Source organism: Aestuariibaculum suncheonense (assembly GCF_014596935.1).
Classification (GTDB): Bacteria; Bacteroidota; Bacteroidia; order Flavobacteriales; family Flavobacteriaceae; genus Aestuariibaculum; species Aestuariibaculum suncheonense.
In genome coordinates, this window is sequence record NZ_JACVXC010000004.1 from 33,248 (window position 1) to 58,750 (window position 25,503).

The 25,503-nt window shown below is 35.0% G+C and carries 17 protein-coding genes; all 17 read right to left on the reverse strand.

Annotated features, from left to right (window positions below; all coding sequences use genetic code 11):
• Positions 1-20: 20 nt before the first annotated feature.
• Positions 21-905: a GTPase Era gene (era, locus tag ICJ84_RS11245; RefSeq protein ID WP_188216510.1), complete on the reverse strand. Its 885-nt coding sequence runs from the start codon at positions 903-905 to the stop codon at positions 21-23.
• A gap of 132 nt (positions 906-1,037) precedes the next feature.
• A complete protein-coding gene (locus ICJ84_RS11250; RefSeq protein ID WP_188216511.1) occupies positions 1,038-1,766 on the reverse strand; it encodes an FKBP-type peptidyl-prolyl cis-trans isomerase in 729 nt (242 codons plus the stop codon).
• Positions 1,767-1,880: 114 nt separating this feature from the next.
• Positions 1,881-3,107 (reverse strand): Nramp family divalent metal transporter, encoded by a 1,227-nt coding sequence (locus tag ICJ84_RS11255; RefSeq protein ID WP_188216512.1) that lies wholly within the window; start codon positions 3,105-3,107, stop codon positions 1,881-1,883.
• 19 nt (positions 3,108-3,126) lie between these two features.
• Entirely contained in the window at positions 3,127-5,685 is a 2,559-nt protein-coding gene (locus tag ICJ84_RS11260) for a M1 family metallopeptidase (protein WP_188216513.1), read from the reverse strand.
• 151 nt (positions 5,686-5,836) lie between these two features.
• Complete coding sequence (gene trxB / locus ICJ84_RS11265; RefSeq protein ID WP_188216514.1) at positions 5,837-6,787, reverse strand: thioredoxin-disulfide reductase; 951 nt, start codon at positions 6,785-6,787, stop codon at positions 5,837-5,839.
• A 26-nt stretch (positions 6,788-6,813) separates the two neighbouring features.
• Positions 6,814-8,319 (reverse strand): aminotransferase class V-fold PLP-dependent enzyme, encoded by a 1,506-nt coding sequence (locus tag ICJ84_RS11270; RefSeq protein WP_188216515.1) that lies wholly within the window; start codon positions 8,317-8,319, stop codon positions 6,814-6,816.
• Positions 8,320-8,364: 45 nt separating this feature from the next.
• Entirely contained in the window at positions 8,365-9,363 is a 999-nt protein-coding gene (locus ICJ84_RS11275; RefSeq protein ID WP_188216516.1) for a redoxin family protein, read from the reverse strand.
• A 19-nt stretch (positions 9,364-9,382) separates the two neighbouring features.
• On the reverse strand, positions 9,383-11,404 hold the full coding sequence (locus ICJ84_RS11280) for a protein-disulfide reductase DsbD family protein (RefSeq protein WP_188216517.1): 2,022 nt from the start codon (positions 11,402-11,404) through the stop codon (positions 9,383-9,385).
• 19 nt (positions 11,405-11,423) lie between these two features.
• Complete coding sequence (locus ICJ84_RS11285) at positions 11,424-11,870, reverse strand: protein-disulfide reductase DsbD domain-containing protein (RefSeq protein WP_188216518.1); 447 nt, start codon at positions 11,868-11,870, stop codon at positions 11,424-11,426.
• Positions 11,871-11,896: 26 nt separating this feature from the next.
• Complete coding sequence (locus ICJ84_RS11290; protein ID WP_188216519.1) at positions 11,897-14,695, reverse strand: M16 family metallopeptidase; 2,799 nt, start codon at positions 14,693-14,695, stop codon at positions 11,897-11,899.
• A 618-nt stretch (positions 14,696-15,313) separates the two neighbouring features.
• Complete coding sequence (locus ICJ84_RS11295; protein ID WP_188216520.1) at positions 15,314-16,816, reverse strand: PKD-like family lipoprotein; 1,503 nt, start codon at positions 16,814-16,816, stop codon at positions 15,314-15,316.
• A gap of 16 nt (positions 16,817-16,832) precedes the next feature.
• Positions 16,833-17,621 (reverse strand): DUF4843 domain-containing protein, encoded by a 789-nt coding sequence (locus ICJ84_RS11300; protein ID WP_188216521.1) that lies wholly within the window; start codon positions 17,619-17,621, stop codon positions 16,833-16,835.
• 17 nt (positions 17,622-17,638) lie between these two features.
• Positions 17,639-19,078 (reverse strand): RagB/SusD family nutrient uptake outer membrane protein, encoded by a 1,440-nt coding sequence (locus ICJ84_RS11305; protein ID WP_188216522.1) that lies wholly within the window; start codon positions 19,076-19,078, stop codon positions 17,639-17,641.
• 18 nt (positions 19,079-19,096) lie between these two features.
• Complete coding sequence (locus ICJ84_RS11310; RefSeq protein WP_188216523.1) at positions 19,097-22,375, reverse strand: SusC/RagA family TonB-linked outer membrane protein; 3,279 nt, start codon at positions 22,373-22,375, stop codon at positions 19,097-19,099.
• A 157-nt stretch (positions 22,376-22,532) separates the two neighbouring features.
• The gene (locus ICJ84_RS11315; protein ID WP_188216524.1) at positions 22,533-23,663 is read right to left on the reverse strand and encodes a FecR family protein; all 1,131 of its coding nucleotides are present in this window, start codon (positions 23,661-23,663) and stop codon (positions 22,533-22,535) included.
• Positions 23,664-23,764: 101 nt separating this feature from the next.
• Positions 23,765-24,322 carry an RNA polymerase sigma-70 factor gene (locus tag ICJ84_RS11320; RefSeq protein WP_188216525.1) on the reverse strand — a complete coding sequence of 186 codons (558 nt, stop codon included), beginning with the start codon at positions 24,320-24,322 and terminating at the stop codon, positions 23,765-23,767.
• A gap of 136 nt (positions 24,323-24,458) precedes the next feature.
• Positions 24,459-25,496 carry a TlpA family protein disulfide reductase gene (locus ICJ84_RS11325; RefSeq protein ID WP_241748747.1) on the reverse strand — a complete coding sequence of 346 codons (1,038 nt, stop codon included), beginning with the start codon at positions 25,494-25,496 and terminating at the stop codon, positions 24,459-24,461.
• Positions 25,497-25,503 lie beyond the last annotated feature (7 nt).

The window sequence follows — 25,503 nt, forward strand, 5'->3', positions numbered from 1 at the left end:
GATTAAAAAAATAAGATTTTTTATTTCTGATTATAACCGAAACGTCTTAACTGATTTTGGTTACTACGCCAGTTTTTATTCACTTTTACATAAGTTTCCAAGTGAATCTGCTTCCCGAAAAAGGCTTCCAAATCCTTTCTGGCTTCTACACCAACCCGCTTCAAGGCACTTCCTTTATGTCCGATAATAATTCCCTTTTGGGTTTCACGCTCTACCATAATTACGGCACGAACGCGAATAATATCGTCTTCTTCTAAAAACTCTTCGGTTTCAATTTCTACGGCATAAGGAATTTCTTTTTTATAATGTAAAAGAATCTTTTCGCGAATGGTTTCGTTAATAAAGAAACGCTCTGGTTTATCGGTTAACTGGTCTTTAGGATAGAATGCTGGCGATTCCGGCAATAATTCAATAATACGGTTGAAAACTTCTTGAACATTGAATCCTTCTAAGGCTGAAATTGGAAAAATTTCGGCATTTGGCACTTTCTCTGCCCAAAGCTGAACCTGCTCTTCCAATTGTTCCTGATTAGAGGTATCTATTTTATTCAACAGTAATAATACCGGTGTTTTAGAATTGGTAATTTTATTAAAGAAGGCTTCATCTTTTAATTCCTTCTCCCCGATTTCAACCATATATAACAACACATCGGCATCTTCGAAAGCAGATTTTACGAAATCCATCATCGATTCCTGTAACTCATAGGCAGGTTTGATAATACCCGGCGTATCTGATAAGACCACCTGAAAATCATCACCATTTACAATTCCTAAAATTCTATGGCGTGTGGTTTGAGCTTTCGAGGTAATAATCGATAATTTTTCACCTACAAAAGCATTCATTAATGTAGACTTCCCCACATTAGGATTTCCTATAATATTTACAAAACCGGCTTTATGACTCATAACTACTCTTCATTTTCTTGCTGCAAATTTACAACCTTGATTTGTGAATTGTACTATGATACTCCCTTATAAACGAAAAAAGCAGAAAAATAAATTTTCTGCTTTTCAATATATTGGTTAAATATCTTTTAATTACTGAACAATCTCTAGTAATTCTACCTCGAAAACTAAAGTTGAAAAAGGCTTGATTTTTGGACCTTGTTGTCTGAAACCATAAGCTAAATCCTGTGGGATGTAGAATTTATATTTTGAACCTACAGTCATTAACTGTAAACCTTCTGTCCAACCCGGAATTACTTGACCAACACCAAACTGAGTTGGTTCTCCTCTATCTACCGAACTATCGAAAACCGTTCCATCAGTTAATGTTCCGTGGTAGTGTACTTTTACTCTTGAAGTTGCAGTTGGTTTCTCCCCTGTTCCTTCTTTAATCACTTCGTATTGTAAACCGCTATCAGTTACTTTCACGCCATCTTTAGATTTATTTTCTTCTAAGAATTTTTCACCTTCAGCTTTATTCTCGGCGAATTTCTCCTCAGCTTGCTTCATCATATCTTCTTCTTGCTTCTTTCTAGCATCGGCTTGTTTCTTTTGGAAATAGTTGCTTAAAACCATTTGCACCTGCTCTTCAGCAATTAATACATCTGAAGAATCAGACACATTCATAAACCCTTGCATAAAGATTTCTCTATCAATTTCTGAAGCATTTGAATTAATGTTACGGGCTACATCCATACCTATTGCATAACTTACAGAATCTACTTCTGTTTGTAATGCTTTATTAGGAACCCCTCCATTTTGATTACAAGAAACCATTGCTAAACCAGCTGCCGCAACGCCTAAACATTTAATTAATTTCATTATGTTACTTTTTTATTAGTTTAAAAATTCGAAGGCTAAAGTAACAAATTAAATATCAGATACAAGATAGATTTTTATGATTTTTTAACGAAATAAATGTAAAATGCACCTTTTTTAAAAGACCTCAAACACTTTTAAAATACTCTTTAAGCCAAGGAAAACCGTAATAGCCAAAATGAGAATAGCCACAACATTTTGTATTAAACTGTTTTTATATTCACCCAACACCGAAGTTCTGTTCATGACCCAAATTAAAAAAGCGGCGATAACAGGTAATAAGATGCCGTTTGCCACCTGAGCGAATTTGATGATTTCAATAGATTTAATACCTAATGAAGACGACACTATTCCGAAAATTAAAATGAACATCCAGATACTTCTGAATCGCATAGACTTCATATTACTCGTCCATCCTAAGCAACCACAAGCTACAAATGCAGCTGCTAAAGGCGCTGTTATGGCACTTGTTATTCCAGCAGCAAAAAGTCCGATAGCAAGAAAGTATTTAGAATAAGTTCCGAATAAGGGTTCTAAGCCTTTGGCTAAATCGACCGCACTGCTAATATCCTGCGTTTGAATAGCCGCCGAAGACACGATCACACTCATAGACACCAAGCCTCCAAGAATCACGGCGACTATCGTATCTTTTCTGGCATATTTTAAATCGCTTTTATCATGCCATTTCTCCTTAACTAACGATGCATGTAAAAACAGGTTATAAGGCACTACAGTGGTTCCTATTAAACCTATAATTGTAAAAATGCTATTTGGAGGATAGGTGGGCATAAAAACACCTTGTAATACATCAAAAAGATTAGGCTTGGTTAAAATCGCTGTAATGAAGAATGCCAGACTCATTAAAATAACCAAGGCCACCAACACGCGTTCAATAACTTTATAATTTCCAATGTATAGTAATATAAAAGCTAAAACACCAATAAGGACACTAAATAATTTGAATGAAAACCATCCCGTTTGCATGGTGTTCTCTCCAAAAATAGCTTCCAAACCTAAGACACCTCCGCTAATATTTCCAGCCTCATAAGCTGTATTACCTATCACAATTGCCGATAGAATTAAAAAAACCGCCAAACCTTTTATTACTGGCGATTTTATTTCTGCCCGAATGGTTTGAGCCAATCCTTTTTGTGTAATAACACCCAATCTTGAAGCCATTTCCTGAAGCACTATGGTTGCAATTATAGATAGTGCCATCGCCCAGAGTAAGGCATACCCAAACTTAACACCTGCTAGTGTACACATGGTGACCGTCCCAGGACCTATAAATGCCGCTGCCACTAATGGTCCAGGACCAATATTTTTAAACCAGTTTTTTATCATGAAAGCCATTTAATAACGATTATTGCTTCCATAATTTCTGTACGCGATATAGGGGGTCTGTTGCTTGTAATAATTTATTTTTAAGCACAGGACTGTAATTAGGATTATCGTTTAAAAACTGCTGTAACACCTGATACGCTTCCGGCGAAGTATACCCACCAACCGTAGCAACTAACCAGGCTTTGGGGAAGAAAATATCGCCTGTTAACTGTATTTCTTCAAGTAAATCTAAACACAATTTTAAATGTTTTTGTCCGGATGCTTGACGTAACGGATGGTGCACATATGCCAGACCGTCTAACACCCAGGATTCTTTTTCACGATTTTCAGGTTTAGCCAGCGATTTCATAAAGGCATCTCTTACCTCCTCGTCTTGCGATAATGCCGGAAGTATATATTCGAAATTCCTTTTTCTATCGGCATTGGTAATTTGCTCATGAGCAATTTTTAGGATCTCATCAGCTTTTTCATGTTTATAAATAGCTAAAGCAGAAGCAATACTGGTGTAATCGTTTTCATTAAGATACACATTGTCTAAGGTGATAGATTTGTTCCAAACCTTATACAAAAAGTCTTTTCCGGTTTCAGAATAGACTACACTCTTATATAAATTAAACACTGTTTTCTTTATGCTCGGATCCAAATCTTCTTTCAAACGCCCCTGTAAAAAGCTTTCTAAAGGTTGTAGCATCAAGTCGCGCTCTTCCTTTGTAAAATACTTCCAAAAAACACTCTTTAACTCTCCTGAAATTAAATTGATGATTAAATCCTCCTTTTCGACTTTAAAGCCTTGTAATAACTCATTAAAAGCCGACATCGCCGAAAGATTTCCGCTAAGCATATTTTCATACAAATTAATATATGAAAAGCCCCTAGCCACATCGTCTTCAATATGATAAATATTCTGATTCAAATCGACAGGGAAAACTCCATATCCCAAACCATTATAATTATAAATAACAGCCTTTGGCTTAGGCAAACCTACAACCGAATTTAAAGTCGTTTGCTTTCCTTCTAAATTAACTGAAGCCAAATGCACAGAATCTTTGTATACCAATCCAATACTGAAGGCCTGAGTCCATAGGTTTTCACTTCCATTTTCTGCATGTTGCATGATTTCGAAATGCGTAATTATATCATCGCGACTGTAAACAATACTATCTGAAATAACCGGACGCCCTGGTTGGTTCACCCACACTTCACTCCATTGTTTTAAATCGATTGGTGTTTCGTTATCCAGCAGTTCTACCAAATCGTTCCAGGTCGCATTATCGTTAGCATAAGATTTTATGTAATTTCGCATCCCTTTTTGAAAAGGTTCTTCACCCATAATCACCTCCAACTGGCGCATCATAATTGGCGCTTTATGATAAATGATATTGCCGTACAAGGTTCCTGCATTTTTTAAATTCCCAAGATGCTGACGGATTGGTGTTGCCCCTAATGTTCTGTCTTCGCTATACGCCGTTGGGTAATGCGATGTTAAGAACTTTAAATCGTGATTGATATTTGGAAAAGAACCGTTTACCACTTTGTCGGCCATAAAATTGGCAAACACTTCTTTCAGCCAAACATCGTCAAACCATTTCATAGTTACCAAATCTCCAAACCACATATGTGCTGTTTCGTGCGCAATTAATCTCGCACGGTTTAACAAACGCTCCTGCGTGGTCGTTCCATCTAAAAACAATGAAGATTCTTTATACTGAATAGCCCCGACATGCTCCATCCCACCATACTGAAACCCGGGAATAGTGGCGTAATCCATTTTTTGAAATGGAAACGGATACTGCGTATATTCCTCTAAAAAATCTACTGCATTTTGGTGATGTTCAAAAATAGCATCAATACTGGCTGCAATTTTAGCTGAATCATTCTCACGATACAATAAAGTCATTTCCATATCAGCTGGCTTTTGAGAAGTTTCATTAAAAACACCAGCTACAAACGAAAACAAGTAGGTACTCATTTTATCTGTCACACCATAAACGTGTTTTGTGTAATTATCTACAGTCTCTTCAGATTCTAAAGCTCCTCCACATAACACCTTCCAGTTTGAAGGCGCTGTAATTTCTAACTTGTAACTTGCTTTTAAATCCGGTTGATCAAAACACGGGAACAAGGTACTGGCACGATCCGGAACCAGAAGAGTATACAAATAATCTTCACTTCTATTTAACGATACTTCACCTGCATCAAATACTACAGAAACGTCATTATTTCCTAAATTCAAATACTTTTGAGAAATGATTAAATGCTCTCTTTCATGATTTATTTTAATGTCTTTTCCATTAACCGATACGGATTTTAGATGGGATTTATCTTCATTGAAATCTAAATACAACGGATAATCTAAATCGGAAATTTGAAGGTTTAAATTGAGTTTGGAAGTAATCGCTTTTTCCCTTTCTAAAGGAATATTGAAAGACAGATTGTAAACAATATCTGAAACCTGATTTTTTCTATAAGTTGCGAGTTCAGACGAAATACCTTCAACTAATAAATGATTTTCTTGATTCGACTTTTGATTACATGATACAATACAAGTAAACAAAAAAACAAAAAATAAATTCCTCATGGATTTAATTTAGGATGATGTATTTATGAAACAACCTCGTGGTTTTATCACGAGGTTGTTCTTTATTTATTAATAATGACCTCAATATCAAAATTGGTTTCAAAACCTCAAATCTTGATTATCAAGTAAAAATAAACTTTTTTCTACGTAATTAGGCCTCTTTAGCTGCTAAATAACGTTCTGCATCTAAGGCTGCCATACAACCTGTTCCAGCTGCTGTAATCGCCTGACGGTATACATGGTCGGCCGCATCACCACTTACAAATACACCCGGTACATTCGTTTTTGTTGTTCCCGGCGTATTAATAATGTAACCTGTTTCGTCTAACTTAATATAATCTTTAAAGATATCGGTATTTGGTTTATGCCCGATAGCTACGAAAAATCCGGTGGCTGGAATCTCTTGCTTTTCGTTGGTTTTATTATTTACCACACGCACTGCTGTTACCACTTGTCCGTCACCTATAACTTCATCGGTTTCTGTGTTAAAAAGAATATCGATGTTTGGTGTGTTAGCCACACGCTCTGCCATAATTTTAGAGGCTCTAAACTCGTCACGTCTTACTAACATGGTTACCTTTTTACACAATTTTGATAAGTAATGTGCTTCTTCACAAGCTGAATCTCCTGCTCCTACAATCACCACTTCCTGATTTCTGTAGAAAAAGCCATCACATACCGCACATGCCGACACACCGCCTCCTAACTTTAAATATTTCTGTTCAGATTCCAAACCTAAATATTTTGCTGAAGCTCCGGTTGATATGATTACCGTATCACAGTGAATTTCCTTTTCATCATTCACCCATACTTTATGAACATCACCTGAAAAGTCGACTTTAGTAATCCATCCGTCACGAATATCAGCTTCAAAACGTTGCGCCTGAGCCTGTAATTCCATCATCATTTCTGGTCCCGTAATACCTTGTGGATAACCTGGAAAATTCTCAACTTCATTCGTTGTTGTTAACTGTCCACCTGGTTGTGTTCCCTGGTATAATACTGGACTCATATTAGCTCGTGCTGCATAGATTGCTGCGGTGTACCCTGCTGGGCCAGACCCGATAATTAAGCACTTTACTCTTTCTATTGTATCTGACATAATATTTTTCTAATTTGATAAATTAATTAAAACCAACCTTGTGTGATTTCTGCTTCCACTTCTTTGTTTCCATTATGAACAAATTCATTTTTAGCAGCGTTATAAGTATAATCATTTTCCCAAGTCGCGAAATTTTTTGCTACCTGCTCAATCGCATCACAAACAAATTCAACTTCGGCATTCGTCATGGTTGGGTGAACCGACATACGAACCCATCCCGGACGTTCAATCATACAGCCTTCTAAAATTTTCTTCTCGATAGATTTAGAAGTCGGTTGATCTACATTTAATAAATAGTGACCGTAAGTACCCGCACAAGAACAACCTCCTCTAGTTTGTACACCAAAGCGATCATTCAATAATTTAACCACTAAATTATAATGCGCCTGATCGATATAGAAAGATATAACCCCTAAACGATCGGTATGATCTGGTGCTAAAATGGTTAAGTTTTTAATAGTTGATAATCTTTTGAAGATGATCTTATTTAATTCATGCTCACGATCTAAGATGTTCTTCACTCCCATTTTCTCTTTAAGCTGAATAGACAAGGCTATTTTAATAGCTTGTAAAAACCCTGGTGTACCACCATCTTCACGGGTTTCAATATCATCAACGTAATCGTGATCTCCCCAAGGATTTGTATAACTTACTGTTCCACCTCCCGGATTATCAGGCACTAAGTTTTTATATAATTTTTTATTGAAGATTAATACTCCTGATGTACCAGGTCCTCCTAAAAACTTATGCGGAGAAAAGGTAATCGCATCTAAATATTCCTCTTCATCCTCCGGATGCATATTAATTTCCACATAAGGTGCAGAACACGCAAAATCAACGAAACACAAACCGTTATTTTGGTGCATGATTTTAGCCACCTTGTGATAAGGCGTTCTAATACCTGTTACGTTTGAACAACCTGTAATTGCAGCAATTTTGATTGGTGTTTCGCTATACTCTTCAAGCAACTTTTCTAAAGCCTCTAAACAAGGTAAACCTTCGTCATTAGATGGAATAACTTTAACTTTAGCTATGGTTTCTAACCAAGAGGTTTGATTAGAGTGATGCTCCATATGTGACACAAAAATAATTGGACGCTTTTCATCTGGAATGGTTGTATGATCTTTTAGGTTTTCGTTGACTTTAATTCCTAAAATACGTTGAAACTTATTAATAGCTCCCGTCATACCCGAACCTTCAGTAATTAACACATCGTCTTTAGATGCGTTCACGTGCTTTTTGATAATCTCTCTGGCATCGTGGTACGCATGTGTCATAACACTTCCAGTTATAGAAGTTTCAGTATGTGTATTGGCAACGTAAGGTCCTATTTCATTTAATAACTTTTCTTCAATAGGTCTGTATAAACGACCACTGGCTGTCCAGTCGGCGTAAATGATCTTTTTCTTACCGTAAGGAGAAACAAAGTACTGGTCAACCCCAACAATATTATTTCGAAATTGCTCGAAATATTTCTCTAATTCTGTTTCGGTTTTAGGTTGAGATTTAAAAAATCTTTTAAGTGCATTCATGCTTGAAAATTTTATAAGAGAAGCCTCCATAACGAAGGCTTTCAATTATATATCTAAAGTTTTAAATAAGTCTATTAATTTGCTGCTTGAAGGTCTTGGTGCATCGGCATCGACAACATTACCTGAAGGATCAATAAGAATAAAACGAGGAATACCTGACACCATATAAGCTTTAGCGAATTCATTATCCTCTTTAGCAAACAGCTGAATTCCGGAAAGCTCCTTGTCTTTTACCATTCTTCTCCAGGTCTCATAAGCACTGTTTCTGTCTAAAGAGATACTTACAAAGGCTATATTTTCACCATGGTATTGTTTTTCAACCGCTTTTAAATAAGGAATTTCCTGTTTACATGGTCCGCACCAGGTTGCCCAAAGGTCGATGTAAACATACTTTCCTTTTAAGTCATCCAGCGACATAGTCCCCCCTGAAAAATTCTCGTAATCTACAAACTTTGGAGACACTTTTCCTTTTAATGAAGATACCGCTAATTTTTCCTGATACATACGGTTAAGATCCTGCTTAATTTTTTCAATTTCAGTCTCCTGACCTGCTACAAAATTAGAATCTAAATGCGCTACACTATTTAAAAGGTCTTTAAAAGCTTTATCGTTAGCCTCCAACTTGGCATTAAAGGCTACTTCATCTAAAGCAAACAGTTCATTAAAATCAATCAACCTTTCTTTTAGTAATCCTTTTTTAGCCAGAAAATTATTCGCTTCAGAGCCTTCGCCTTCATAAGCTATAGTTTCGTCAAACAATTTGGCATCCGCTTTAATATTTAAATCGTAACCGTTTTGTAAATACACTAAAGCACGTTCTTTACCATCGTAAAGTAAATAATTACCATCTTCAACTTTTAAAGTATCGGAAAACGTTCCATCTGTATTTACCTTGATGGTTTTAATGATGCTACGTTGGGCAACACATAACGAATCCGAATTCGGATTCGTTATGGTTCCTGAAAGCGTTACATAATCTTTTGGTTCCTTTTTACAAGCCACAAGTGCCAGCGCAAAAGTTAATGTGTAAATTACTTTTTTCATGTTTGGCGTATTCACTTAACTATTTACCAAATTTTGAAATTCCTTCGTTTAACCAAGCTTTGTACTCGGCAACGTCTGGTGTATATCCCACAGGATCGATAAGCGAATTCTCTTCGTGATCCATAATTACATAGAACGGCTGGGAATTGGCTTTATATCTGTTTGCCTGTAAATCGCTCCATTTATCACCGTAGTCTTTCATAAACTTACCTGGTCTAGAAGCATATTCTATTTTCATTTCCTCTGGAAGTTCCTTTTTATCGTCTACATAAAGTGATATTAAAACGACATCATTCTTCAAAATATCTAAAATTTCAGGTTTTACCCAAACGTTATTTTCCATTTTTCTACAGTTCACACAAGTGTATCCGGTAAAATCAATCATAACTGGCTTACCTACTTTTTTAGCATAGGCCAAACCTGTTTCGTAATCGTGGAATGCCATAATGTTATGCGGAGCCATTAAGTGTGCTCCTTCTGGTAAAGCCTCGTGACTATCTGCTGTGGCAACTCCTCCTCCAGTATTCGTATATCCAACGCCGTAAGGCGATTCACTGTAATTTGGTGGTGGTGGAAATGCGCTGATTAAGTTTAATGGTGCTCCCCAAAGTCCAGGAATCATGTAAATCGTGAAGGTTAATGTGATAAGTCCTAAACTTAAACGACCAACTGAAATATGTGTTAATGGTGAATCGTGAGGTAATTGAATTTTTCCGAAAAGGTAAAATGCCAAAGCTCCAAATACGGCAATCCAGATGGCAATAAACACTTCACGCTCTAAAATGTGCCATTGCATAATGTAATCGGCGTTCGATAAGAATTTAAATGCTAAAGCTAATTCTAAGAATCCTAAAACTACTTTTACTGTATTTAACCAACCACCAGATTTTGGTAATGAATTTAACCATCCCGGGAAAGCTGCAAATAACGCAAATGGTAAAGCAATTGCTAAAGAGAATCCTAACATTCCTACGATTGGTGCAATACCTCCTTTAGACGCTGCCTCTACTAATAAGGTTCCTACAATAGGCCCGGTACAAGAGAATGATACAATCGCTAATGCTAAAGCCATAAAGAATATTCCTACCAAACCACCACGGTCTGCCTGAGAATCTACTTTGTTTGCCCAAGAGTTTGGTAACATAATTTCGAAAGCTCCTAAGAACGACACTGCAAAGACAACTAAAAGCACGAAGAAGATTATGTTAAACCAAGGGTTAGCAGCTAATGCATTTAACGCATCGGCTCCAAAAATACCTGTTACAGCAGTACCAAGTAACACGTAAATAACAATGATACAAACTCCGTAAATAATAGCGTTTTTAATTCCTACCGCTTTATTTTTACTTTGCTTAGTAAAGAAACTTACCGTCATAGGAATCATAGGGAACACGCAAGGTGTTAATAATGCTGCAAAACCTGATAAAAAGGCAAGTATAAAAATAGAAAGTAATCCTTTTTTAGATTCTGATTTATCCGAACCACCTGCTGCCTTATTAGTACTAGCTGCTGCCACTTGATGCGATGCTTCAGCTGCTTCTGAAACATTTGTGTCTTCTGAGGTCACAGTAGTTGTTCCATTAGCCGAAACTTTAGAAAGGTCAAACGTTAACTCTACTTCTGTTGGAGGTAAACATCTGCTATCATCACAAACCATAAACTCAACAAAACCGTTTACAGTACTTGCTCCCTCTTTTACTTGAATACGTTGTTTAAAGGTTGCTGATTTTTCGAAATATTTAATTTCCATTTCGAAAACTGGATCCTGTATCGTATGTCCTTCTTCTTCTGTTGTGTTACCAACAATGGTAAAGGTTCCTTCACTATCATCATAAATGAAAGATGTTGGAATTGGCCCATTGGCAGGAACATCTTGCGAATATAAATGCCATCCTTTTTCAATAGTTGCTTTTGATACTAAATCGAATTCTGTATCTGAAACTTTTTCAACACTTGTTGACCATTTTACTGGCTCTAATATTTGCGCAAACGCAGCTGTAGATAACACTAAAGCTGCGAATGCAAAAAGAAATTTCTTCATCTTAGATTTTCAAAAAAAATTATTTTACGTTGAATACTAGGTCTACTTCCGTAGGAGGTAAACATCTGCTATCATCACACACCATGAATTCAACAGTTCCTTTTACTTGAAACGGGGTTTTACCTTTTAGTTTAATACGTTGTTTAAAATCGGCTTTCTTCTCAAAATAAGTGATTTTCATTTCGAAAATAGGATCTTGAATCGTGTGTCCTTCGCCTTCTACTGTATTTCCTTTTTTAAGATAGTTTGCGTTTCCTTCAAAAGCGAAACTTGTTGGAATAGGTCCGTCTTCGGGAACATTTTGTGAATACAAGTGCCATCCTGCATCGATAGTTGCAGTGGCTACCAATTCGTATTCTGTAGCTGATATCTTATTTACTGAAGTGCTCCATTTTACTGGTTCTAATATTTGTGCTTGCCCAACAAATACTGCTATAAGCGCAAAAAATAAAAATACTTTTTTCATGTGTATTAATTGTTTAGATTTAGTTTTTATTGTTCTGGTTTAAATATGATTTCATATGAGTGACCACCTTTAAGAATTTCCTTAGCTATTTTTTGAATGTCTTTTGCTTTCATGTTTTTAACAATGTCTACAAAATTCTTAGGATCGTTGATATTTTCATTGTATCTGAAATATCTAGTAAGCATAGCCATATCGTAACCGTTGTTATCTTTTGACTGCTCATTTTCTTTCAGGTAGTTTGTTCTTGTTTTGTTTAAGTCCTCTTCATTAATTGTGCCATTTGCAATTTTTTGCAACTCATTTTTTACAATTTCTACTAAACGATCTGCCATGTCAGGATTACAATCGAAGCTAAAGTTCACATATGCAGCAGGTTTAGGTTCTCTTGAAAAACTAGCACCTGCTCTAGGGCTATACGCACCACCTTCAGATTCTCTTACAGTTTCTGTTACACGTAATTGTAACATATCACCTAAAACACTCGTATAAACTACGTTTTTCTTCACATAAGGCATCTCTCTTTTATACACTACATTTACACTGGCTTTAGGATCTTCCATAGCAATATAAATGTCTTTGTCTATTGTATTAGCAACCCACTCTACTGAATTATCTTTATAGCTCTCATTTAAATGGTGCGTTGGTAAACTAGCAATGTATTTTTCTAAAAGCGGCTTTAACTGCTCTTCTTTTACATCTCCTACAATAAAGAACTCAAAATCGGAAGCATCTGAAAATCTATCAGCATAAACAGCTTTGATTTTATCAAAAGATACTTGGTTAATAAACTCCTGGTCAAAAATAGGCTTTTTGGGATTATTCTTCCCATAAATAGCATAGGTAAGACTGTCCTTCATTTTCTCCCCAATGTCTTTACCTCTTCTTAATAAATAGTTATCCAAGTTGTTTTGAAGCACTTTATAAGCATCTTCATCGAAACGAGGTTTCACGAAATATACATGTACCAACTGCAACATGGTTTCCACATCTTTAGTATTGGAGTTCCCTGAGACATTTTCGCTAATATCTCCAAGTGATACAGATACATTTGCTGTTTTTCCTGCAAGCACTTTTCTTAAATCGGTTGCCTTGAAATCTCCTAAACCAGACATTCCCAATAAACTAGTCACAAATCCAGCTGACGCCAAATCCTCGTCGTTTAAAAGTGATTTCCCTCCATAACTTATCGCATTTAAAGCAACGCGGTCTTTTTGCTTATCAACAAACTTGTAATGCACTTTTACACCATTACTCAACACATACGTCGTACTTCCAACTTTATCTTCTTTCGAAATGCTTGTAATAGTACCAGGTACAATATTTAAACCTGACACTAAAGTTTTTCCGTCTAAAGCTTCAGTATATGGTTCAATTGTATTACTGTTTTCAACATTAGCAATAATTTCTCTAGCCTGGGCTTCTGTTAAATTATCCTGTCCTTCAACACCAATTACATTTAAAAAACGGTTGTTTTTAGTATATAATCTTTTTATAGTGTTATGAACATCTTCAGGTGTAATTTTACTGAACAATTGTTTAGCAATTTCATACTCTTTCTCTACATCTGCCATAGTTGAATTAGACAGGTAATTGCTTTGAATGATGTTCTCGATACTTTTGTGGCTTCTATCGTCTTGCTTTGCTATTTGATTTTGATACGAGTTATCGAAAATCGTAATCGCTCGGTCAATTTCAGATTGCGTATAACCAAATTTCACTGCTCGTATTACTTCAGTTAAAACCTCTGTAAAAGCGTCTTGTTGCTGATTTGGTTTTGGATAAATCCCAACACTTAAAGCTTTAGAAGTTCGTGAAAGCCCACCATAACCAACACTTGCTGATAAAAACGCAGCATCTGGTTGTTGCGACTTCTCTCTGATTCTCGCTGATATTGAAGATATAGCCATACTTTCTAAAAGCGCCTTTTTTAAATCGCCAACAGTTTCATCTGCTAAAGATTTTTTATGACGAATTCCAAATGAAATAGACGCTGAAGACACTTCAGGATCTGTACCAAAGCTGAATAACATATCCTCATTATCAGGAATGTTAACCACATAACGCTCCTTTGGATGATCTACCGCTGGAATCTTTGAAAACTTATCGATAATTTTTTGCTCTATTTCATCAACATTAACATCTCCAATTACAGCAATAGCTTGTAAGTCGGTTCTGTACCAATCGTGATAGAAATCTCGTAAAGCTTTATATTTGAACCCTTCAACTACAGACATTAAACCTATAGGCATTCTATCTGCATATTTAGAATGGTTGTAGGTAATTGGCATAGATACTTCGTATAAACGCATTTGCCCATTTTGACGTGTACGCCATTCTTCCTTAATAACCCCACGCTCAGCATCGATTTCGTCCTCGGTAAGCGCAAGATAATTAGACCAATCCTGTAATACCGTTAAACAGGTATCAACTAAACCATCTTTGGTAGGAATGTCGCTTAAGTTATAAACCGTTTCATCAAAAGATGTATAGGCATTAATATCTTTTCCGAAAACTGCTCCGTGTTTTTGTAATGTATTTAAAATTCCTTTTCCTGGAAAGTGTTCGGTTCCGTTAAAAGCCATATGCTCTAAAAAGTGAGCTAAGCCACGTTGATCTTCATTCTCTAAAACCGACCCTACATTTTGAATGATATAGTAACTTGCTGCGTCTTTAACAACATCGGTACTTTTTATGTAATAAGTCATACCATTCGGTAGAACTCCTTTTTTTATACTTTGATCTACAGGTATTGGCTGACTTAAGTCTTGTGCGCCAACACAAAAAACAGATGCAACTATTAGAACATACGATAAAACTGCTTTCATTTAATTTTGCGTTTACAATTGGTTAATTATTATTTGTTTAATAAAAGTTAAATATCCATTATAGTTTTCCTGATTTTTAAATATTTATTATAAATTCAGAAACTCACTACCAACATTTCCCTTACAATTTTAAACCAGCCAAAACTAAAGCTTTGAATAGAATCTAAGATTAGCTTTAAGAAAGTTTTAATAAAAGAGGGCCGTATTAAACAGCCCCCTCTATCTTCCTACAATTTGTTTAAACGACTAACTCAAACAAAATTAAATATGAAAAATAAATGCCATCTTAGTTAACATCTACATTAATAAAGACGCAGAAATTCACAAGGGTGTTGTTAATGTTTTGTTAATTTTAAAAATCTACTTTCCAGATTCGTCCAGTGTCATCCTCTAATCAACTTTTTAATCTTAACGACTAACACTTGTATGACGCATTATTCTAACGTTACCCTTATTAAGAATATGTTAAATTTTATTTTTTTTGAATTTTTAATGGAATTTGTTGAAGACTTTTCAAATGTAGTGCGGATTTAATGATATTCTAATTTTTGAGAATTACAATAAAAAAGGGCAACTCTAAAATGAGTTACCCTTTCTTAAAAGAGTGACTAACAAAACTTATCTTTCTCGATAAGCTATACTTTTAATTTTACCAAAACCAGTATAAGTTTGTTCCAATTCAATTTGCCCATTAATTTCCGGAACATAATATAATCGCATAGCCCCATTAGAGCCCTCTTCTCCTGCTGGATCGTAACTGCAAACCACTAATTTCTTTGACAATGCGGTATTATCAGCAGAAAACCAATTGAAAAACGGCTCAAACTTTAATAAACTTATTTGTTCTGAACCAAGGTCTACCATTGGTTTGGTTTGTTTTGAATACAAATCATACTGATAAACCTTGCCTCCTACAGCATAAAACAAATACCCGTAATTAGGACTTACGGCATAACTTGTTGCTTGGTCAAAATCGGGAGCAACAATTTCCTCATAATACTTTTGCTGTCCACTCCAGCTTACAAAGTGTGCCATATAGTATTTGTTATCTGAAGGATCATTTAAAATTGCGAATACACTACCATACCATGTGTTTCCGAAATTATTATTCACCATAAACACCAAATCCTTACCCGTAGTATAATCGAATTTCATATTTGCTGATGCCGGATTAGGCATTACTGTAGTTTTACCTGAACTTTGTTCATTTCTCACAAAACGTTTATTCGTATCGTCATAAAACATTCCATAACCATAAGCTAGCTCCATACACATGATTGGTGATGCTTTAAAATAGTCGTTGTTAATATGATTTACCTTTACTCCAAAATATTTTCGTTGTGGTCTATAAAAATGGTATAAATCTCCATTTACATTAGCATATCCCCAGTTCCCTGTAGACCCCATTACTGCGTCTGCTTCTAAATTTTCTGGTTGAGAAATCACAAATTCATGAGCAATATTATAAGTCGACTTCCATTCAAAAGTATCTGGATCTAACTTTACGGTACCATTACCTGATGTTGACACATAAATTCCATAAAAATTAGGCAAATAAGGATATGTATAAACAAACTTAGGGGTACCACTTAACTCTAAACCAGACCCATCTAACACATTGTAAATAGGATTAAACTCCCCGGCCACTTTAGAAACCATATCCAACCTAGGACCGGTACTGGTATCACTAAGTAACAACCAACCTTCAGAAAAACCAGTGACCACATTTAACTTAAAACTTTTAAACACCTCTAAACCGGTTTTTAAATCTTTTACAGTGTAGTACAAGTCATACTCCCCCGGAGCAAGAGTTACTCGTTCTAATAAATCTCTTTCATTAGACAACTCATAAACCTGATCGCCATTAAGAACGTTTTTACTTTTAACAGCTTCCCATTTATAGCTATATTGTCCTTGTTCATTTTCATCTTCAGAAAAACTTAACTCAGGCACAATATTAAAATAACCTAATTGAAGCGCCTCGTAATTACTTGGCAACCCTTCAATCGTTACGCTATTCACATCTATATAATCATAGTTTCCTTCATCGTCCATACAAGCAGAAAACACAAATACGAAGACTAAAACAATAGTACTTTTTAAATTAATATATTTTGACATTTTTAATTTGTTTTAATTAATAATAAGCTGCATAAGGCCCTAATTCCATAAGCGATCCATCGTCTTCTAGAACAGGAGTGCCTCGCAGCTCCTGTATTGTTAAATACTGCTTAAAAACCGATAATGACGCTGAAAATGTTGAATCGTAAGAGGGGTCTACACTATTCCAATCTGGCACTGGAACTTGTAAAACCTCAGCCCATAAATACAGCTTTTTGGTAGAAAATGCACCTAAATAATTTGTTGGCCAAAATTTAGGATGTAGTAAAATATCTGACACTACTATTTCAAATTCTGTATAACTAACCAAGCGCTCCCCATTGTCGTGAGTAGTTGTTACCATTAAATCGTTTTTAAAATTTTCATTTTCCTGTAGTGCCAATTTTATAGAAAAAGATTGCATTTTCATATCCTCTGTTCTATATAACGTAACAGGTAAATTCCCATTAATACTATCAGCTAGAATTGCAATTTGTGCTGGAATACTAAAGTGAACATCTCTTTGTGCTGTAGAACTTTCCATGACAACAACATTAACCTCTCTATCAAAAGCTCTAGTTGTCCCCTGTACTTTTATAGGAATATCAAAAACCAATTCTTCTACCTCGGGTAATTCGTAGGCAAAGGTTATATTGGTACTATCGGTATAATATGGTCTGAAAAACTGAGGATTAACACCTTCTACAGCCCATTTATAGTATATAACATCATTCCCTTCATAGGTCATGATTTCATCATTTCCACATGAAAGAAACGTTAATGCCACTGTAAATGACATCATTATTATTTTAATGATTTTTTTCATAATCTGAAGTTTATTAGTTAACGATAATCGGTTTCTGATAAAGGTAATGGCACGACGTACTGTGCTGAAGTCATCTCTATGTTAGATCCTGACGCCCCACTGAGAATGAACGAAACATTCTTTCTTTTGTAATAATAGAAAAGCTGTCCTTCTCCATAAAATTCTTTTCTATACTCCTTAAAAATTTCATTTTGCAAATCGACCCCTAAAGATAAATCGTCCCCTAAACCGCGTTCTCTTCTTACCGTATTTAAATATTCTAATGCAACTGCTTCATCTGTTTCTGTTTCGGCAGCGATATAGTACATTTCACTAATGCGAATTAGCGGCTGCATAAATCTTGATTTTTTTTCCTTATCTTCTATATCTGCAAATTTGAAGAAGGTCTCATAATCTTTTGCTGCTTCAGTAGAAACGAACCATGAATACTCAAAACGATAATCTTTACTATTGTTTTCATAAACATCTCTTATTCTATTACTTAAAGGCGCTAGTATTTTATCGTACTTAAGGCTCGCATCAAAATAATCGCTTTGTCTATTGTACAATTCTGTGTTTTCTAAAGCGAAAAGAATTTCAGTCGAAAAAATACGATCCAGATTCGCTCCTCCCGAGGTTATTTGATCGTCTACAATCCATGGAAAAAACGGTGTCGCTTCATCTATAACCGCTTTGGCTGCAGCCAGTGCTTCCTCGTTATAACCTGCATATAAATTTACTCGAGCTTGCAAGGCTTTTACAGCAAAATAATTCAAACGGAAATTTCTGTATCTAAAAAAATTCTTATTAAAATCATCTCCTACTGTTGTCATAGGTCCACTAACGCGTACCGGATCGTCCTGCAATAAGATTTCTGCATTATCCAAATCATCCAAAATTTTAACCATAACCTGTTCGGCTGTTAACATTTCTGCTATCTGTGCCTTAGATTCGGTATAGTAAGGAATGGCATCATCCTGAGCATTGGTAATATAAACAGGTCCAAACAAACGCAGTAAATCGAAATGCAACATGGCCCTTAATGCGTAAGCTTCACCCGCTATTATATTTTGTTTTTCTGAATTTAATAATTCTGGGTACAACTCTAAACTTTGTAGCAAATTATTGATGTTTAAAATACTCGTATACATGTTAGTCCAGATATTATTAAATTTAGCCTGAACACCTGAGTCTGTATAACTATATTTTGTATAAGGATACCATTTATGTATATCATTAGGCGTATTATATTGCTGAGCCATTAACTCTAAGGTACTCATTGTTAAATCGCCACCGTATCCATTTTCAGAAACTATTTTGGCATACACTCCATTTAAAGCTGTATAAAACCCTTCTTCTTTACTAAACAACTGCTCCTCCAGAAATTTATCTTCAGGCTGAACATCTAAAAAGTCATCGCAAGACAAACACCACAGACTTACTAAGAGGCTTAAAATATATTTTATATAAGTTTTCATTTTATTCTTTATTTAAAGTTAGAACCTAGCGTTTAAGCTAAATGATACATTTTGTGCAAACGGATAGTCTATACCACGTTCTACCTTTACTGAAGATAAACGGAACGTGTCATTCATATAAGCATTTATTCTCAGCTGGGTTAAACCCAAACTTTTTACAAAAGCTGTATTTGAAAAATCATAACTCATGTTAATAGATTCCCCAATGAGCACATTTTCTCTTTGTATAAAACGAGAGGAAATAGGAGTAGAATCAAAATTGGTTATACTCTTAAACATAGTAACATCTCCTGGTTTTACCCAGCGATCGGTTAAAGCCCTAACATCTTGATTACTGTAATCATACTTACGCAGATTTTCAACCTTATTAAACAATGCTGTATTTAAAGCATCTCCTCCAACACGGTAGCGGAAGTTCATTCCTATAGACAAGTTTTTAAAACGTAGATTACTGCTTACAACACCTTCGACTGTTGGTCTGGAATTCCCCATTACTTTTACATCGTCGTTGTTATACACGTAAGTAGGTACACCATCTGCTGTTAAAAACACTTCCTTTCCTGAACCAGCATCTATACCTAATGATTCAACCGCCCACATATCGTCTGGACTGTAACCATCTTTGTAACGCACTAAACTAGCACTCTGGCGCGCTTTATCATTTAGCGATTCCAATACATTATCAAAGCCACCAAATTCACTTTTCAGAGCACTTCCAGTTAAACCAAGTGTCCAGATAAAATTCTCTTTAGGCTTATAAATTGGAGACACTCTAAAAATGGCCTCGACCCCTTTAGTGTCCATGTAGCCCGCGTTAATAGGGTAAGCAAACACTCCGGTAGATGATGGTAAATCTATTACAACAATTAAAGGGTCTGTTTTTTTAGAATAGGCGTTGAATGTGGCATTTACTCTATTCCCAAACATGGTCATATCTACACCAACACTGGTTGTCAACGTATTTTGCCATTGTATATCTGGATTCGCCAAAGTATTAACTGTTACTCCTTGCCCAAATACATTAACATACTGCTCAAAACCATAAACAGTTACTGATGATAAATTACCAAATCCCTGATTACCAACAGAACCTATATTTCCTCTTAATTTTAAAAGTGAAATTACCTCTGGATTAATATGAAATGTGTTATGCAAATTCATACCAGCTCCAACAGACCAAAATGGTGAATATTTTTCATTGGACCCGAAAGACGTAGAACCATCCAGACGATAAGTTGCATCAACAAAATACGTGTTATCAAAAGCATAATTCATACTGGCTAATACATTAACCCTTCTGTATTTTCGCTGTGCTGTTGATGGTTTAGAATCTGGCTGATAACTAAACGCATAGGCTGGATTGCCATTGGTTCCTAATGGAAATCCTACAGCTCTAATAGATAAACGCTCATCACTGGTTTCTTCTACTTCACCACGAACGTTGGTGGTCACTCTATGCTTGTCATTAAAAACCTGTGCATAAGTGGCCATAGCGTTTAATCTATAATTAAAGTTATCTGTTCTTGTATTTGTATAGCTTCCGCGTCTCTTATAACTAGCTCCTGTAAAATTGGTGTGCTCTGGCGGCAAAAACACTTCTGTTGTGGTAATACCTTTGCTAACCTGTACGCCTGATTGTAATCTAAATTTGCTGTTAAAAGTATAAATAGCCTGCAGGTTATTGGTTAACTGCAAATTGTCGCTATTATTAATCACATTTAAAGTGCCATTGTATAATGGATTACTATTACTTGATCCAAAAAGATCTTCTATATCTAAAAACTTCGTTATTTCTCCATTTTCATCGGTTTTCCTAAAATATGGGTTTGCTTTGGCGAAATTAGCGAACGAACCATATGGTGACTCATTGGCATCATACCCATTTATTCTTAATCTATTGGTTATATTTAATTTATTTTTTCTGTAGGTTAAATCGATATTGGCTCCCCAAGTTTGGCGGTTAGACCCTTCCATAACGCCTTTCAAGTCTCTATAATTTACCCCTACGCCATAAGTAAAAACATCATCACCACCATCGGCATAAAGAGAATGCCCTAAAGTGGTTCCTACTCGCAAAGGCTCATTTAACCAATAAGTATTAACCCCTTTTTGTACTTCTGCTAATATGGTATTATATCTTCTGTCTAACAGTTTTTGATCTCCATAATCTAAGCCTGTTGATTCTGTATAAAATCCAGCCAGTCTTTCGTATTCTAACTTTTGCTCGGCATTCATTAAATTATAATCCTCTAAATCAGGCATCTCAATGCGTAAATCGGCATTGTATGATATACGTAGCTTACCAGATTTAGGCTTAACAGTCTCTACAACGATTACACCATTAGCCGCCTTTGCTCCATAAAGTGCTGTTGAAGATGCATCTTTTAAAATGGTTATAGAGGCCACACGATTCATATCTAAATCGATAATGGTTCTAAGTGTTGTCTCAAAACCATCAAGAATGAATAAGGGCTGATTGGGATTATTACCAAACTCATCTCTTAAGTTATCTGTAGAAACACTGGTTTTACCTCGTACCTCGATATCTGGAATTCGGTTAGGATTTGACCCCAAATTGTTATTCTCAACAATTATAAATGAAGGATCTAAGGTTTTTAAACTTTCTATAATGTTTAAATTTCCAATAGCTTTTAATTCTTCTCCTCTAACTGTAGTTACTGCTCCTGTAAAACTCTCCTTCTTTCTCTCAACAATACCTGTCACGACCACTTCTTCTAAAGCACTTACTTCGGTTTCAAGTGTTACATCTATTTTTGTTTTTCCTTCAACAGGAATTTCTACAGATTTATAACCTAAAAAGCTGTATACTAAAGTAGACGCTTCATCGGCATAAATAGTGTAATTCCCATCAAAATCAGTAGACGTTCCTTTTTTTGTTCCTTTTATAAGAACCGTAACTCCTGGCAAGGGCATACCGTTTTCGTCTTTCACGACACCTTTTATCGTTTGTTGAACTACAGAAGGTTTTGGTTTATTGATAATTATGATGTTTTTCTCAGATAAAGAAAAGCTTAAACGATTTGAAATGACACACTCATCTAATAAATCGGCTACCTTAACCTTTCCCTTTTTAAGGTTCACTTTACCCATGTTATCGAACACACCATCTGAGTAAATAAAATTATAGTCTGTTTGGTGACTAATCATATTAAAAACTTCGTCAATAGTAACGGTTTTATCTTCGTCGACAACAATTTTTGTGTTTTGAGATAAAGTACTAGAAGGCACCAGACTAAATACCGAAAAACACCAAGTAAAAATTAGAGTTCGCATCATAATTTTTAAACACCGCTTACCTAACAAGGCACGGAGGTTAATTAAATTAATTTTCATAAATTTGCATGAATTAGTTAGTTAAATTTTTAATTAATTATTCAGATTCAGGAGGGAAAAATATTCACGGTCCAATGTTTATATTCCTTTCCCTCTTTTTTTATTCTAAAGTGATTGTATTTCCTTCTATTTTATAAGATTTCAATTGTTCGGTAGTCTTTATTAGTTCTAAAATGACTTCTAAATTTTGATCACGACTTAACTGACCATTAAACTTTTGATGTTTTATTGCTTCTCCCTCCAACACAAAATCTACATCATACCAACGGGATAATACTTTTACAATATCTTGTAACGGTTTTTTATTAAACATAAAATTACCGTGTATCCAGGCTATTTCAGCAACCACATCAACTGTTCTTAGCTCCATTTCCTTAGTAGAAGTATTCAAAACCACTTGTTCTCCTGGTTTTAATATTAAATTGTTTTCTGTATTTTGTACTTTCACCTTACCTTCATCCAAAGTGGTATAAACTTCGAATTCATCCCGATAAGCTTTCACATTAAACTTTGTTCCTAAAACCTCTATTTTTTGATTAGCATTTAACACCACAAAAGAGCTACCATTGTGCATACTACTTGGTGATACTTCAAAATAAGCTTCCCCATACACCAGCTCGACCTGACGGGTTTTACCTTTTATAAAGTTTACAGGATATTTTATTTGCGTATCGGAATTTAACTTAACTTTTGTACCATCTGCAAGTTCCATAAAAAACTCGCCTCCTCTAGGAATAGTTAAGGTATTATAAACAACAGCATTACTTTTTTTACTTTGAGATTTATAAACAATCTTCTCGCCATTACTTATTATATTTTCTTTCTTATAATTGGTTCCATTTTCCAGAACAACTTGCGAGCCGTCATCTAAAGTTAAGGTCGCCTTATCTACTCCAGGTACAATCGCTGCTGTTATAGTTTCTGAAGAGGTGTTAGAAGGATTCAAAAAATTAAAAACCAAAGGAATACTTAGCAATAAGACAACCGCAGCTGCTATGGCGTATTTCCAAAAAGAAGATGTTTTTTGAGATCTTTTTAGTTTGTTTTCAAGCGTCATCCAGGCTTGTTCTGTATTAAGATCTATTTCATCTATTGATTTATAATAATTAGTTTTTACCCTTTTAAAATAATCTTGATGTTCTTTAGATTCGTTATACCAAGCATCAAACAGAAGACTCTCATCTTCCGTTAGCGTAGAATTAATTTTCTTAATTATGAGTTTAAATTCCATTTGTACAGTTTAAAGGCTGTCTTTTAACACTATGACAACACAAACTTTACAATGGGTGACAAAATTTTACATTTTTTTTAACTAAACGTTAAAAACTTTACTTATTGTTTAATTTCAAGCAATACAAGAACTAAAGAAATCATTTCAGTTATTTTTGATTTTGCCCGCTTTAGCTGAGTTTTCACTGTGTTTAGAGATACATTTAACTCATCGGCTATTTCTTGGTAAGAATAATTTTCAATAAATTTTAAGCGTACTACTTGTTGCATTTTTTCAGGAAGCGTGTCTATAATCTTTAAAATTTGATGATAGACTATCATTTTTTCTTCTTCTGGAGCAGCATCTAAAACATGGTCTGTTATTAAATTAATATTGAATTCTAAAACCTTGTATTTATCGGTAACCTTTATAGATTTCAAATAATTATAACACCTATTTCTAACCATAGCATATAAGTAGCTTTTTAAAGATGTTACAATATTTAGTTTCGACGCATTTTCCCAGATATATATAAATACCTCCTGCACCAAATCTTCGCTAGACTCTGTATCAAAAAGAAAACCATTAGCATAGGCAACAAGCCCATTATAATGGCTATCAAAGAACGTTTTAAAAACCTTTTCGTTTTTTTTGCTAATTTCCTTTAATACAAGGTTCATTCAAAAAATTTGGGTGTTACTTGTTTTTAACAAATCTAATGAAATCTTAACAAAATTCTAATCTTCAAGAGTATAAAAAAAAAGCAACTCAAATAATGAGTTGCCTTTTTAATTTATTACTTAAATATATCCTAAATTAGGATTTTACAACATCTAGTAATTTATGTATTTCTTCTTTATTTGAGGGTCTTGGCGCATTAAAATCTACGATATTGCCTTGTGGATCTATTAGAATAAAACGAGGTATCGCGTTAATATTATAAGCTCTTGTAAATTCTGACCCTGTAGCATTTGGAGCCAATATTTGCACGCCCGACATGGCTTTGTCTTTCACCATGTTTCTCCATTTTTCTTTATCGGCTTGTTTATCTACGGACATGCTTACAAACACAATATTTTCACCATGATATTCCTTTTCCAAGGCTTCTAAGAAAGGGATCTCTGCCTTACAAGGCGAACACCAAGTTGCCCATACATCAATAAACACATACTTCCCCTTAAAATCGGAAAGCGAAGTTGTAGAGCCATCGTAATTTTCATAGTTTTCGAAAGCCGGTGATGGATTCCCCTTTTCTAATTTTGAAGCATATGCATGTTCGCTATCATATTTAGAAACTAAACGTTCTAAATATTTATCAATAAAACTTTTCTCTTCTTCCAATTGTTCTTGTGGAATATTTGAATAGGATTCTAAAGACGTAATTAATGCCTGCCTTAAAGTCGAAATTTTACTATCGAAAGTTTCCTGATCAAATCGATACCATATTTTTCTATTGAATCCTTGATCAGAAGTCATAATCATCATCTTATCCCTTTCATAATTATTTATATCTGCAAGGTCTTCAGTAAATTTTAAAGTACTTAAAAAGTCACTGCCATCAGCCTCAAAATGAATATTCGAACCATTTTCAGCAAAAAGCGTACACATTTTGTGGTCCTTTTCTAGCATCATTTGCAACTTGGTTTTACCCTGCCTTACTTTAAAAGTGTCTATAAAAGTTCCATCTTCTGAAATTTCAATCACCTTTTTATCGCCACCCATGGCATAAATTGAAACTTTATCTGATTTCACATTTGTTAGTTTTCCTGTTATTTCAACATAATCTGGGTGTGGTTGTTTTTGGTTGCACGATACTAGTGCAAAACCAGCTAAAAGCATTGCTATTTTTTTCATTAGTTTA